This is a genomic window from Roseococcus thiosulfatophilus, assembly GCF_017311575.1.
GTDB lineage: Bacteria > Pseudomonadota > Alphaproteobacteria > Acetobacterales > Acetobacteraceae > Roseococcus > Roseococcus thiosulfatophilus.
On the sequence record NZ_JAFFQY010000003.1, the window covers coordinates 16845 to 29188 of the forward strand.

14 protein-coding genes and 1 tRNA gene are annotated in these 12344 nt (G+C 71.0%); 12 read left to right on the forward strand and 3 right to left on the reverse strand.

Annotation, left to right across the window (positions count from 1 at the left end; genetic code table 11):
* The first annotated feature begins 18 nt into the window (after positions 1 to 18).
* The 6 genes from JTN19_RS01765 to gloA are packed head-to-tail and all read left to right on the forward strand — an operon-like array spanning position 19 to position 4422.
* Positions 19 to 795 carry an OmpH family outer membrane protein gene (locus tag JTN19_RS01765; RefSeq protein ID WP_242530775.1) on the forward strand — a complete coding sequence of 259 codons (777 nt, stop codon included), beginning with the start codon at positions 19 to 21 and terminating at the stop codon, positions 793 to 795.
* 17 nt (positions 796 to 812) lie between these two features.
* Positions 813 to 1865: a UDP-3-O-(3-hydroxymyristoyl)glucosamine N-acyltransferase gene (gene lpxD, locus JTN19_RS01770; RefSeq protein WP_206929621.1), complete on the forward strand. Its 1053-nt coding sequence runs from the start codon at positions 813 to 815 to the stop codon at positions 1863 to 1865.
* Between the two features lie 4 nt (positions 1866 to 1869).
* A complete protein-coding gene (gene fabZ, locus JTN19_RS01775; protein WP_206929631.1) occupies positions 1870 to 2340 on the forward strand; it encodes a 3-hydroxyacyl-ACP dehydratase FabZ in 471 nt (156 codons plus the stop codon).
* Positions 2337 to 3191, forward strand: coding sequence for an acyl-ACP--UDP-N-acetylglucosamine O-acyltransferase (gene lpxA / locus JTN19_RS01780; protein WP_340643255.1), 855 nt, complete (start codon positions 2337 to 2339; stop codon positions 3189 to 3191). Before fabZ ends, lpxA begins: the two co-directional genes overlap by 4 nt.
* Positions 3188 to 4015: an LpxI family protein gene (locus JTN19_RS01785; RefSeq protein ID WP_206929639.1), complete on the forward strand. Its 828-nt coding sequence runs from the start codon at positions 3188 to 3190 to the stop codon at positions 4013 to 4015. Before lpxA ends, JTN19_RS01785 begins: the two co-directional genes overlap by 4 nt.
* Positions 4016 to 4029: 14 nt before the next feature.
* Positions 4030 to 4422: a lactoylglutathione lyase gene (gene gloA / locus JTN19_RS01790; RefSeq protein WP_206929641.1), complete on the forward strand. Its 393-nt coding sequence runs from the start codon at positions 4030 to 4032 to the stop codon at positions 4420 to 4422.
* A 133-nt stretch (positions 4423 to 4555) separates the two neighbouring features.
* Here the strand turns inward: gloA and JTN19_RS01795 are convergent, their stop codons facing one another.
* A complete protein-coding gene (locus tag JTN19_RS01795) occupies positions 4556 to 5548 on the reverse strand; it encodes a Bug family tripartite tricarboxylate transporter substrate binding protein (protein WP_206929643.1) in 993 nt (330 codons plus the stop codon).
* A gap of 76 nt (positions 5549 to 5624) precedes the next feature.
* On the opposite strand from JTN19_RS01795, the gene JTN19_RS01800 reads away from it, so the two are divergent.
* A complete protein-coding gene (locus tag JTN19_RS01800; RefSeq protein ID WP_206929646.1) occupies positions 5625 to 6716 on the forward strand; it encodes an isocitrate/isopropylmalate dehydrogenase family protein in 1092 nt (363 codons plus the stop codon).
* Here the strand turns inward: JTN19_RS01800 and JTN19_RS01805 are convergent.
* Both JTN19_RS01805 and JTN19_RS01810 read right to left on the reverse strand, forming a co-directional pair.
* Positions 6691 to 7461: an SGNH/GDSL hydrolase family protein gene (locus tag JTN19_RS01805; protein WP_206929648.1), complete on the reverse strand. Its 771-nt coding sequence runs from the start codon at positions 7459 to 7461 to the stop codon at positions 6691 to 6693. The two genes, JTN19_RS01800 and JTN19_RS01805, sit on opposite strands and share 26 nt — an antisense overlap.
* Positions 7458 to 8621, reverse strand: coding sequence for an OpgC family protein (locus JTN19_RS01810; RefSeq protein WP_206929650.1), 1164 nt, complete (start codon positions 8619 to 8621; stop codon positions 7458 to 7460). The genes JTN19_RS01805 and JTN19_RS01810 overlap by 4 nt, the downstream gene beginning before the upstream one ends.
* A 22-nt stretch (positions 8622 to 8643) precedes the next feature.
* Between JTN19_RS01810 and JTN19_RS01815 the strand changes: the two genes are divergently transcribed.
* The 5 genes from JTN19_RS01815 (at position 8644) to JTN19_RS01835 (ending at position 12294) form a co-directional block, all read left to right on the forward strand.
* Positions 8644 to 9411, forward strand: a complete 768-nt coding sequence (locus JTN19_RS01815; RefSeq protein WP_206929652.1) for an SGNH/GDSL hydrolase family protein — start codon at positions 8644 to 8646, stop codon at positions 9409 to 9411.
* Positions 9412 to 9427: 16 nt separating this feature from the next.
* Positions 9428 to 9748, forward strand: coding sequence for an ETC complex I subunit (locus JTN19_RS01820; protein ID WP_206929654.1), 321 nt, complete (start codon positions 9428 to 9430; stop codon positions 9746 to 9748).
* Positions 9749 to 9778: 30 nt separating this feature from the next.
* Positions 9779 to 9855 (forward strand) — tRNA-Arg (locus tag JTN19_RS01825).
* A 483-nt stretch (positions 9856 to 10338) separates the two neighbouring features.
* The gene (locus JTN19_RS01830; RefSeq protein ID WP_206929656.1) at positions 10339 to 10524 is read left to right on the forward strand and encodes a CsbD family protein; all 186 of its coding nucleotides are present in this window, start codon (positions 10339 to 10341) and stop codon (positions 10522 to 10524) included.
* A gap of 150 nt (positions 10525 to 10674) precedes the next feature.
* A complete protein-coding gene (locus JTN19_RS01835; RefSeq protein ID WP_206929658.1) occupies positions 10675 to 12294 on the forward strand; it encodes a DUF6311 domain-containing protein in 1620 nt (539 codons plus the stop codon).
* Positions 12295 to 12344 lie beyond the last annotated feature (50 nt).

Genomic DNA, 12344 nt, shown 5'->3' on the forward strand with positions numbered 1-12344 from the left:
GAGGATAGGCATTTGCGTATGAACCTGTTTCGCATTCACCCCGCCCCCGTGATGGGCGCGGTCGTCCTGGGTTTGGTCGCCGGGCTGGGCTCCGCCCCTGCGGTGGCGCAGCAGCAGCAGTGGTTCGTCCCGCAGCAGGGCCAGGCGCCCGCCCAGCAGCAGCGCCCCCCCGCGCAGCGCCCGGCCGCCCAGCCGGCCCGGCCCGCGGCCACGCAGCAGCCCACGGCCGTCATCGGGATCGTGGACATTCCCGAGGTGCAGCGCGTCTCCACCGCCTTCAACCAGGTGCGCGAGGAGATCGAGCGCCGCCGCAACCGCCTGAACGAGGACCTGCAGCGCGAGCAGACCAACTGGCGCGAGGCGCAGCAGCAGCTCGCCACCCAGCGCGCCCAGCTCAGCGCCGACCAGATTCGCGCCCGCGAGCGTGAGCTGCAGGAGCGCATCACCGACAGCCAGCGCATCTTCCGCAACCGCAGCCAGCACATCGAGGTGGCGGCCCAGCAGGCCCTGGTGCAGATCGAGGAATCGCTGGCCAACATCGTGCGGCAGGTGGCGCAGGCGCGGAATGTGAACATGGTCTTGCCGCGGCCGCTGGTCATCATGAACGACCCGGCCTTCGACCTGACGGACGAGGTGGCGCAGCAGTTCAACCGCGCCACCCGCGAGGTGCAGATTCCGCCCGAGAATGACGGCAGCAGCCCGCCGGCCACGCCCAGTGGCGCGGCGCCCGCGGCCCCGCCGGCGGCACCGGCCGCCCGCCCGGCGACGCCGCCGGCCCAGCCCCCCCGCCGCTGAGGGCGGCCCCGTGCGCCATGGCGGCTGACCCTCGCTTCTTCCCGCAGGCGGGGCCCCAGCGCCTCGAAGACCTCCTTGCGGCGCTGGACGAGCCTTGCAGTGCTTCCGGGGCGGCGGACCTCGTCCTCACGGGCGTGGCGCCGCTGGCCGAGGCCGAGCGCGGGCAGCTTTCCTATTGTGACGGGGCGCGGAACATCGCCGCCCTGCGGCGGACCGCCGCCGGCGCCGTCTTCGTCCAGGAAGCCCAGCGCGGCGCCGTGCCCGAGGGGTGCCTGGCCCTGGTGGTGCGACACCCGGCGCTGGCCTTCTCGCGCGCCGTCGCCCTGTTCCATCCGCCGCCACGGCCCCAGGCGGGCATCCATCCGACGGCCGTGATCGGGGCCGGGGCCGAGATCGGCGCGGGAACCCATGTCGGCCCTTATGCCGTGATCGGCGAGGGCGCGCGTCTCGGGCCGGATTGCGTCATCGGCCCTCATGCGGTGGTGGGCGAAGGCGTGGTGCTGGGGGAGGGCTGCCGGCTGCATGCCCACAGCAGCATCAGCCATGCCATCTGCGGGCGGGGGGTCGTGCTCCACCCCGGGGCGCGGGTGGGCCAGGAGGGGTTCGGCTTCGTGCCCACCCCGGAGGGCCGTTTCGTGACCATGCCCCAGCTTGGCCTCGTGCGGCTGGAGGATGGGGTCGAGATCGGCGCCAATGCCTGCGTGGACCGTGGCAGCCACGCCGACACGGTGATCGGCGCCGGAACCCGGCTGGATAACCTGGTGCAGGTGGGCCACAACGTCCGCATGGGGCCGGGCTGCGTGCTCGTCTCGCAATCGGGTGTTTCGGGCTCTACGACGCTGGGGCGGTATGTGACGCTGGCGGGGCAGGCGGGACTGACGGGGCATCTCACCATCGGCGACGGGGCGCGCATCGGCGCCCAGGCCGGGGTCATGCGGGATGTGCCGGCGGGCGCTGACATGCTGGGCAGCCCCGCCATGCCGGTGAAGGAGGCCATGCGGGCCATGATGATGATGAAGCGGCTTGCCGCGCAGCAGCGCGCCGCGGCCAGGGACGGGGAGAAGGATTAGGCGGATGGACCAACAGGACGCACCACCAGCCACCATCGGTGCCTATGGCATCATGGAGGTGATGCAGGCCATCCCGCATCGCTTCCCCTTCCTGATGATCGACCGGGTGGTGGACATCCGGCCCGACCACTCGGCCGTGGGCATCAAGAACGTCTCGATCAACGAACATCATTTCCAGGGACACTTCCCCAGCGAGCCGGTGATGCCGGGCGTGCTCATCATCGAGAGCATGGCGCAGACCGCGGCCGTTCTGGTGGTGGCCACCCTGGGCGAGGAGTTCAAGGGCAAGCTCGTCTACTTCATGTCGGTCGAGGGCGCGAAGTTCCGCCGCCCCGTCGTGCCGGGCGACCAACTCTTCATCCATGTCACGAAGGCGCAGCGCCGCATGAACGTCTGGAAGTTCGCCGCCCAGGCGAAGGTGGATGGCGTGGTCGTCGCCGAGGCCACCTACGCCGCCATGATCCGGGACCGGTGATCCGCGTGGATGGAATTTCCCCCACCGCGCTGATCCATGCCTCGGCCTTGGTGGCGCCCGGTGCCGTGATCGGCGCGGGGTGCCGCATCGGGCCCTTCTGCACCGTCGGGCCCGATGTCGTGCTCGAGGAGGGCGTGGAGCTTCTCTCCCATGTCGTGATCGAGGGCCGCACGCGCATCGGCGCGGGCACCCGCCTCTCGGCCTTCGCCTCGGTGGGCCTCGCGCCCCAGGACCTGAAGTACAAGAACGAGCCCACGGGCGTCGTGGTGGGCGCCCGCTGCCAGATCCGCGAGCATGTCACCATCCACCGCGGCAGCGTGGGCGGCGAGGGCATCACGCGCGTGGGCGATGACTGCATGCTCATGGCCTGCTCCCATGTCGGGCATGACTGCCAGGTGGCGGACCGCGTCATCCTCGCCAACAACGTCATGCTGGGCGGCCATGTGCGGCTGGGCGAGCAATGCTTCCTGGGCGGGGGGGCCGCCATCCACCAGATGGTCCGGGTGGGGCGCCACGCCATGGTGGGCGGTCTCGCGGGCGTCACCAATGACGTGCCGCCCTTCGCCAATGTCTTCGGCCTGCCCGCGCGGCTGGTGGGGCTGAACGCGGTCGGGCTGCGCCGCCGTGGTTTCTCGCGCGACAATCTGCACGCCCTTCGCGCCGCCTTCCGCATGCTGTTCCGCGAGCCCGGCATCTTCGCCGAGCGCATGGAGCTGGCGGCGCAGCGCTTCGCTGGCGATGCGCTGGTGGAGGAGGTGCTGTCCTTCCTTCAGGCGCGCGACCGTCGGCGCGAATTGATCCGTCCCGGCCGCATGGCCGCCGAAATCGCGCCGGAGGAAGAGGAGGCATGAAGCTCGGCATCATCGCGGGGGGCGGGCCCTATCCCCGTCGTGTGGCCGATGCCTGGGTGAAGAAGGGCGGCGAGGTCTTCATCGTCTGCATCCGCGACTTCGCGGACCCCAAGCTCTTCGATGGCTACCCCTTCATGGTCGAGCGCGTGGGCGCGGCCGGCAACATCATCAGCCGCCTGCGGGCCGAGGGGGTTACCAAGCTCTCCCTCAGCGGGCGTGCGCGCCGGCCCTCGATCCTGTCGCTGCTGCCCGATGCCTGGACGGCCAAGGCCATCGCACGCGTGGGCCGCAGCGCCTTCAGCGGCGATGACACCCTGCTGCGCGCCGCCATGAACGTGCTGCGCGAGGAGGGGTTCGAGATCATCGGCCCCATGCACATCCTGGGCGGCATCCTGGCCGAGGCAGGTCTCGTGGCGGGGCCGGAGCCCGATGCGATGGCGCGGCAGGACATCGCGCGCGGCATCGCCGTCCTTTCCGCCCTGTCCCCGCAGGATGTGGGACAGGCCGTGGTGGTGCAACAGGGGCTGGTGCTGGGCGTGGAGGCCATCGAGGGCACGGACGCCCTGCTGGCCCGCGCGGGCGAGCAGCGGCGCGATGGCCCCGGCGGCGTGCTGGTGAAGCTGCCCAAGATCGGACAGGAGATGCGCGTGGACGCGCCCGTGATCGGCCCCGTCACCGTGGCCGGCGCGGTGGCCGCCGGGCTGCGCGGCATCGCCATCGAGGCGCTGGGCACCGTCATCGCCGACAAGCCCGAGACCCTGCAGGCCGCCGCCGATGCGGGACTCTTCATCTACGCCGTCGAGTCCCAGCGTTTCACCCCCTGACCGGAGAACACCCCATGGCTGGCTTCAGCTACCTGCACACCATGCTGCGCGTGGGCGACCTCGACCGCAGCGTGGCCTTCTACACCACCCATCTCGGCATGAAGGAGCTGCGCCGGCGCGACGTGCCGGATGGGAAGTACACCCTCGTCTTCCTCGGCTATGAGGGCGGCGGCACCGAGCTGGAGCTGACCTACAACTACGGCGTGGACAGCTACGAGATGGGCAAGGCCTTCGGGCACCTCGCCATCGGCGTCCCTGACATCTACGCCACCTGCGAGAAGATGCGCGCGGCCGGCGTGACGATCGCGCGCGAGCCGGGGCCGGTGAAGTTCGGCACCACCCTCATCGCCTTCATCGACGACCCGGACGGCTACAAGATCGAGCTGATCCAGCGCGGCAGCCTCTGAGGCGCCAGGGCGGGATGCGTTGAGGTGGAATCACCGAAAACGCTGAATCCGTCCCTCAATATCGGCTGGAGCAGGCTGCGCGAACGCAGCATGCTCCGGGCGCGGGCCTAGGCCACGCCCGCGCCGCCCCGCCTCAGTCGAGGCGGACGTTGCCGGCGCGCGCCACCTCGCGCCATTTCACGATCTCGGCGCGCACGAAGGCCGCGAATTCCTCCGGCGTGCCTGGATCCGCCACCGTGCCGAGGTTGAGCAGCCGCTGAACCACATCGGGCTCGGCCAGTGCCGCGCGCACATCGGCCGAGATCTTGGCCACGATCTCGGGGGGCGTCCCGGCGGGCGCCACCAGCCCCGACCAGCCCGCCGCCTGGTAGCCGGGCGAGATGGTCTCCGCGATGGTGGGCGTCTCCGGCAATTGCGGCACCCGGCCCGCCACCGTCACCGCCAGCGGGATGGCGCGGCCGCCGCGGATATGCGGCAGGGCGGAGGCCACGCTGTCCATCATCAGCGGCACCACGCCCGCGATCAGGTCCGTGATGCCAGGGCCGGAGCCGCGGTAGTGGACGATGGAAAAGCGCAGGTCGGTCCGCATCTGCAGCAGCTCGATCGCCATGTGCTGGCTGGTGGCGGGGCCGGCGCTGGCGATGTTGATGTCGCCCGGGCGGGCGCGGACCATCTCGGCCATGGCGCGTACGTCGCGCGCGGCGAAGCTCGGATGCGCCACCAGCATCAGTGGCACCATGGCGATGTTGCTGATGGGGGCGAAGTCGCGCTCGGCGTCATAGGGCACGCGGGCCAGCACGGAGGGGTTCACCCCCAGCGTGCCCGAGGTGCCGGCCGTCAGCGTGTAGCCATCGGGCGCGGCGCGCGCGCCGGCCTCCAGCCCCGGCGCGCCGGCGCCGCCGGCACGGTTCTCCACCACCACGGGCTGTCCCCAGCGCGCGGAAAGCTTGTCGGCCACGAGGCGCGTCACGGTGTCGGCCGCCTGGCCGGGCGGGAAGGGGACGATGATGCGCACCGGCCGGGCGGGCCAGCCCGCGGCCGCACCTGGGGCCTGACTCTGGGCCTGGACATGCAGAGGCGCGAGGGCGGCGGGGACGGCCAGCAGGCCGCGTCGGGACAAGTTCATGTTTCCTCCTGAGAAGCCTCTTGGGCGCTTCGCCGGGAAAAGCTAGCCTGGAAGTCGGAGATTGGGGGAGGGGTGCATGCTGGCCAACAGCTACGACATCGCTGTATTGCCAGGCGATGGCATAGGCGTCGAAGTCATGGATGCGACGCTCGACCTGCTGCGCGTCGTGGACCAGCGCTATGGCGTGGGCCTCAGCTTCTCGATGCAGCGGGCCGGCGCCTTCGCGTACAAGGAAACCGGCACCGACCTCTCGGACGAAACCTTCGAACGCACGGCACGGGCGGATGCCATCCTGCTGGGGGCCATGGGCTGGCCTGGCATCCGTCACGCCGATGGCACCGAACTCTCGCCGCAGATCACGCTCCGGCAGCGGCTGAACCTCTATGGCGGGGTGCGGCCCATCCGCGCCATTCCGGGCGTGCCGCTTCCCCTCTCCGACCCGCGTGCGGCGAAGATCGACTTCGTGATCCTGCGCGAGAGCACGGAGGGCCTCTTCTTCTCCAAGGACCAGGGCATGGTCAGCAGCGACTGGGCGGAGGAGACGCTGCGGCTCACGCGCCCCACCACCGAGCGCCTGGCGCGCATGGCCTTCCGCCTGGCCGACCACCGCGCGGGGCAGTTGGGCCGTCCGGGACGTGTCACGCTGGTGGACAAGGCCAATGTGTTCCGCGCCTTCGCCTGGATGCGGACCGTCTTTGCCAAGGTGGCCGAGAGCTACCCGCATGTGGGGCATGACGCGCATTACGTGGATGCGATGGCGCTCGACCTCGTGCGCCGCCCCTGGGATTTCGACGTGCTGCCCATGGAGAACATGTTCGGCGATATCCTCTCCGACCTTGGCGCGGGGCTGGTGGGGGGCATGGGCTTCGCGCCCTCGGCCGATCTGGGCGATACCCATGGCCTGTTCCAGCCGAGCCACGGCACGGCGCCCGACATCGCGGGCAAGGGCATCGCGAACCCCACGGCCTGCTTCCTCTCCGCCGCCATGATGCTGGAGTGGCTGTCAGTGCGCGGCGGCGGCCAGCGGCTGTCCGATGCCGCGCTGGGCATCCGCGCCGCGGTGGACGCGGCCTTCGCGGAAGGGCTTCGCACCGCCGATGTCGGCGGCAGCGCGGGCACCGTGCAGGTGACCCGCGCGGTGATCACCGCGCTTCGCTCAGCCCCCTGATCACCATCTGGGCCACGGCCTCGCCCAGGCAGCCATTCAGCCGTTCCAGCGCCGCGGCCCGGTCGCCGCGGGCCACGCGCTCGAGGTCGAGCGCGCCGGTCTCCACCCAGTGGCGCATGAGGTCGTAGCGCGGGAAGAGCGCGGCGCCGGCGGAGGCGGCCAGCAGCCGCAGCTTTTCGCGATAGGGCTCGACATTGGCATTGGCCCGCAGGAAGCGGGAATATTGCTGGTCCATCACGATGAGGTCGGCACCGGCGCGGCGGATGGCCTCGAGCCCCTCGCGCATCACCTCCGTCATCTCGTGCGGGTCCATGCCGCGGGACAGTTCGACCGTGCCGGCCTGCCAGATGACCAGGGCGGGGGTCTCCTGGCGGAGCGCGTCCTTCAGGCGCTGGAGGTTGTCCGTCACCGAGGCGCCGCGCGACCCACGCACCAGCACGTTGATCCGCGCCTCGCTGTAGCGGCGGCCCAGCGCGGTCTCCAGGCGGGAAGGCCAGGTCGTGGCGGCCTCGGCCGTGCCGGCCTGCACCACCGACGCCGAGCCGATCACGAGGATGCGCAGCGCGCCGAGTTCCAGGGCACGCGATGCCGCCTGGAGGGGGCGCGCCTCCTCCACCATGTCGTGCGGCACGGCGCAGCCGCGCGGCACGGCGGCGGCCGGGGGGGCCAGCAGGGCGAGGGCGAGGCCGGCGAGCGCAACGGGCCGCGCCAGGAGGCGGAGGGCGGGTAGCACGAGGCGGATCATGCCTTTTCGGCTCCGGCAGGCAAGGGGGAAGTCGGGGCCTGGCGCGGCGCGCGCTCGACGGTGCGGTTCCACTCGGACACCACGGCGACGCCCAGCAGGGCCATGAAGCAGGCGACGTTGACGACGAGCTGCACCTCCCACCCATCCCAGGCCTCGATGGCGAGGCGCGCGAGGAAGGAGAGCAGGATGCCCACGCAGAAGACGGGCAGGCTATGCTGTCCCATCTTCTGAAAGGGGCGGGCGAGGCGGGAGCGCACCAGCGCCCCGTCCCGCCCCACGAATTGGCCGATGAGGTAGGCCAGCGCCAGGATGGAGGCGAGGCGCCAGGGGTGCAGCGACTGCTTGTCCACGCGCGAGAGCCATTCGGCCGCCCAGACGGGCAGGTGGCTGTAGAAGTGGTTGTAGCCAACCATGGCGGCCAGGCTCGCGCCCAGCACCAGCAGGGCGGCCGCGGTCAGCCAGGGGCTGCGCGGCGGCAGGCCCACGGTCGGCGCGCCGCGCACCGACTGGCCCAGCATGAAGCCGATGAAGAACAGGAGCTGCCAGGCCAGCGGGTTGAAGAACCAGGTGCCTTCCTCCCAGCGGGGCAGGTTGTAGCCCGCCGCGCGCACGCCCACCCACAGCACGACCGACAGCCCCAGCAGCAGCCATGGCCAGCCCCGCAGCAGCAGCACCGGGATGAAGAGCGCGAGGATGACGATGTAGAGCGGCAGGATGTCCAGGAAGTGCGGCTGGAAGCGCAGGAGCAGCGCCTCCAGCAGGGCGCGGTAGGGCTGCTCGGCGAAGGGGTCGAGCGCCAGTTCGTCCAGGAAGGCCGCGCGATCCAGCGCCGCGGCCGAGAAGCCCACCTGCGCCGCGAAGACCACCAGCAGGAAGATGTGCGCGACATAGAGCTTGCCCACCCGCTGCGCCACCGAAGCGGCCGCCGGCAGCCAGCCCTGGCGATCGGCCTTGCCGGCATAGGCGAAGGCGGCGGCATAGCCCGCCAGCAGCACGAAGGCCTCGGTCGCGTCGGCGAGCGCGAAGTTGCGCAGCGTCCAGTCGCCCGCCGCGTTGCCGGGGGTGTGGTTGACCATGATCATCCACAGCGCGAGGCCGCGGCAGATATCGGCCCGCGGGTCGCGCGGGACGGGCGTGCGAAGCTGCGTGGCGTCGGTCATGGAGTGCCGCTATAGTGGAGGAATGCTTCAGCGCCTGGTGCTGCCACTGATCCTGGCAGCCGGTTTCCTGGCGGGCCCGCCCGCCGCTCCGGCCCAAGCCGCGCCGCCCTCCGCGGTGCCGGCCGAGTGCCCGCGCCCGCGCCTCGCCTTGCCGCCGATGCCGGTGGATTTGCGCGACGGGACGCTGGTGATCGTGGCATTGGGCTCATCCTCCACCGAGGGCGCGGGGGCCTCGGGGCCGCACGCGGCCTATCCCTACCGGTTGGAGGCCATGCTGCGCCGCGCCCTGCCGGGCGTGGCGCTGCGCGTGATCAATGCCGGGCGCTCCGGCGAGACCTCGGAGGACATGCTGGCGCGGCTCGACCGGGATGTGCTGGCGCATGAACCTGATCTGGTGATCTGGCAGGCCGGGGGCAATGAGGTGTTGCGCGGCCGCACCGCGGAATCCTTCCTGGATGTCATGCGGACGGGCCTCGCCCGGCTGCGCGCCGCGGGGGTGGGCGTGGTACTGATGGACAACCAACGCGCGCCGCGCCTCGATTCCGTGCCGCTCAGCGCGCGTATTGACCGCGCCATGGAGATCCTGTCGGCCGAGACGGGCGTGCCGCTCTTCGCCCGTTCGCGCCTCATGCGCGCCTGGCGCGCGGAGGGGGTTGCGCCCGGCGATGTGCTCGCCCCCGACCAGCTGCACCACAATGACCGGGGCTATGCCTGCCTGGCCGAGGCCCTCGCCAAGGCCCTGGTGGACGCCGCCCTGCCCGCACCCAGCCGCGACTTCGCGGCCCGTTGAGGACCCTGCTTCGAACATGACCGCCCTTGCCCCTCTCGCCCGCATTCATTCCCCGCCGCGCAACGCCATGCAATCGGGCCGCGCCAATACCGGGGGCTGGCTGCTGGAATATGCGCCGACGCCCCAGGCGCTGGACCCGCTGATGGGCTGGGTGGGGCGCGGCGACACGCGCAACCAGGTGCGGCTGCGCTTCCCGACGCTGGAGGCCGCGGTGGCCTTCGCCGAGGCGCGAGGCATCAGTTACGAGGTGGCGCCGCCGCCGGCGGAGCGGCCCATCAAGCCCAAGGTCTATGCGGACAATTTCCGCTATGGCCGGACGGAGAACTGGTCGCACTGAGCGATTGCCTCGGGGGATTGCCCCGGCTTCGCGCCCTTAGCTCAGTTGGATAGAGCAGGAGCCTTCTAAGCTTCAGGCCGGTGGTTCGAATCCACCAGGGCGCGCCATTCCCTCGGGTCCGCGCGGCGTGCCAGAAGGCGCGCACGGCCCGCCGCCGTGGCGCGGACGCACAATTCCCCCGCCACCCGTTCCACGGCGACCAGCCCATACTCCGTCGCATCCTCCCACACGGTCAGCCGCGGGCAGGAGGTGCGCCAGGCCTCGATGACCTCCGCATAAGGGCGCGGTGACAGGACCGCCGCCACCAGGTCCAGGATCAAGGCCTCCTTCGGATCCTCCATCAGATCTCTCCTCACAGCCACGCATGCGGCTCCCCGCCAGCTTATCTCCAGGGCAACCGCACGGCACGAAGGTTCAGTTCTGGCCGCCGGATTAAATCCAGGTGCGGTGAAGTTGGCCCGGCATCCTTTCCCCCCACCACTGCGTTGATGCCTTGTGACGATTGAACACCGTCTCCTTCGGGAGATGCTCACCGGGGCGGCACTTACCCCCGGCAAACAGGCAACAACATCAGCAGGAAAGGGGCCGTCATGCCCGACAAGGATCGCATCAAGGGTGCCGCCAACCAGGCCAAGGGCGCCGTCAAGGAAGGCGTCGGCAAGCTGGTCGGCGACCCGAAGCTCCAGGCCGAGGGCAAGGCCGACAAGGCCACCGGCAAGGTGCAGAGCGCCGTGGGTGGCGCCAAGGACGCCGCGCGCGACGTCGTGAAGGACTGATCCCGCCCTCCGCCCCAATTTCAAGAGCGGAATAAATTGCAGCGGGCGGCACCTCCGCCCGCTGCACGCGCTTAACCTGTAGGCGCCGCCACACCCCCCTCCATCAATTCGCCACCTTTGCCCCGGCCAATGCGGTGCCCGGAGCATCGCGTGACCCCCACCCCCCAAAGCCCCGCCTACACCACCCTTGCCGGCGTGCTCGCCGCCCTGGCCGGGGCCGCCACCATCATCGTGCTGTTCGGCTGGCACGTGGTGCCGCCGTACAACCAGCACTGGATCCTGAGCGGCATGATCGGCCCCGATCCGGTGCAATACTGGCTGGGCTGGAACTTTTTCCGCGAGGCGCCCTGGTCCTGGCCGCCCGGGTTGAACCCGCGCTACGGCATGGAACTGGCCTCTTCCATCTTCTACGCGGATTCCATCCCGCTGCTGGCCTTCCTGTTCAAGGCGATCCAGCCGTTGTGGGAGGTGCCGCAATATTGGGGCATCTGGCTGCTGGCCTGCGGGGCATTGCAAGCCTGGCTCGGCTGGCGGCTGGTCGGGCTGGCGACCTCGGACCCCATCGCGCGGCTCGCGGGCGCGCTGCTCTTCGTTATCCAGCCCATGATGCTGAACCGGCTGGGCGGGCATTTCGCGCTGGGCGCGCATTGGCTGCTGCTCTGGGGGCTGCTGCTGGCGCTGACGCCGGGCGGGCGCTGGCGGGTGCCGGGCTGGGCGCTGCTGGTGCTGGCCGCCTCCCTCATCCATTCCTACCTGCTGCCCATGGTGCTCGCCTTCTGGACGGCCGACCTCTGGCGCCGTCGGGGCGCGGGGTGGCGGCTGGTGGCCGAGATCGTCCTGGTTCCGGGTGTGGGACTGGTGGGGCTCTGGGCCGCGGGCTTCTTCGTGCTCGACACGGGCTTCGCCGGCACGCGCGAACGCTTCGGCGAAATGCAGATGGACCTGCTCGCCCCCGTCAACGCCACCGTATGGGGCTGGCTGCTGCCCGCCCTGCCGGACACGGGACATGTCGAGGTCAATGGCAGCTATGCGGGGCTGGGCGCGCTGATCCTCTCAGGGTTCGCGCTCTTCGTGCGGCCGGTGCGGAAACATTGGCCGCTGGTGGTCGTGCTGGGTATGATGCTGGCCTTCGCCATCACGCACAGGCCGAGCTTCGCGGGCCACCAGGTCACGCTGCTTCCCCTGCCGGATCGGCTGGTGGAGATGGCCTCCGCCCTGCGCGCCTCCGAACGCTTCTACTGGCCCGTGGCCTATGCGCTGATGGTGGCGGGTGCCGTGGGGCTGGTGCGGCTGGCGGGACCTCCGCTCGCGGGGTTGATCATGGCGGCGCTGGTGGTGGTGCAGGTGGTGGACCTGCAGCCCGGCTTCCGGCGCCTGGCTTCCTATTTCCCGCCTGACGCGCCGCAGATGGCCGCCCAGCTCCAGCACCCCTTCTGGCTGGCGGCCGCCGGGGAGTATGGCGCCATCCGCGCCGTGCCGGCGGCGAACCAGGGGCCCTACTGGGAACCCATCGCCGTCTTCGCCGCCCAGCGCCGCATGGTGACCGACGCGGTCTATCTCGCCCGCAGCGACGAGGCGGTGAAGGAGCGGCTCCGGGCGGAGATCCTGTCGCGCCTGGCCGAGGGCCGGCCCGAGCCCGGCACCATCTATGTGCTGCGCGATGCGGAGAGCCTCGCCGCCGCCCGCGCCGGCCAGCGCGCTGGGCGCGACGCGCTGTTCTTCCTGGACGGCATCCATGTCCTGGCGCCCGACTGGGCCGACACCAGATAAGGGCGTAACCGGCGGGCGGTGCCGCGCGAAACCGTATCACCGTCGCCCTG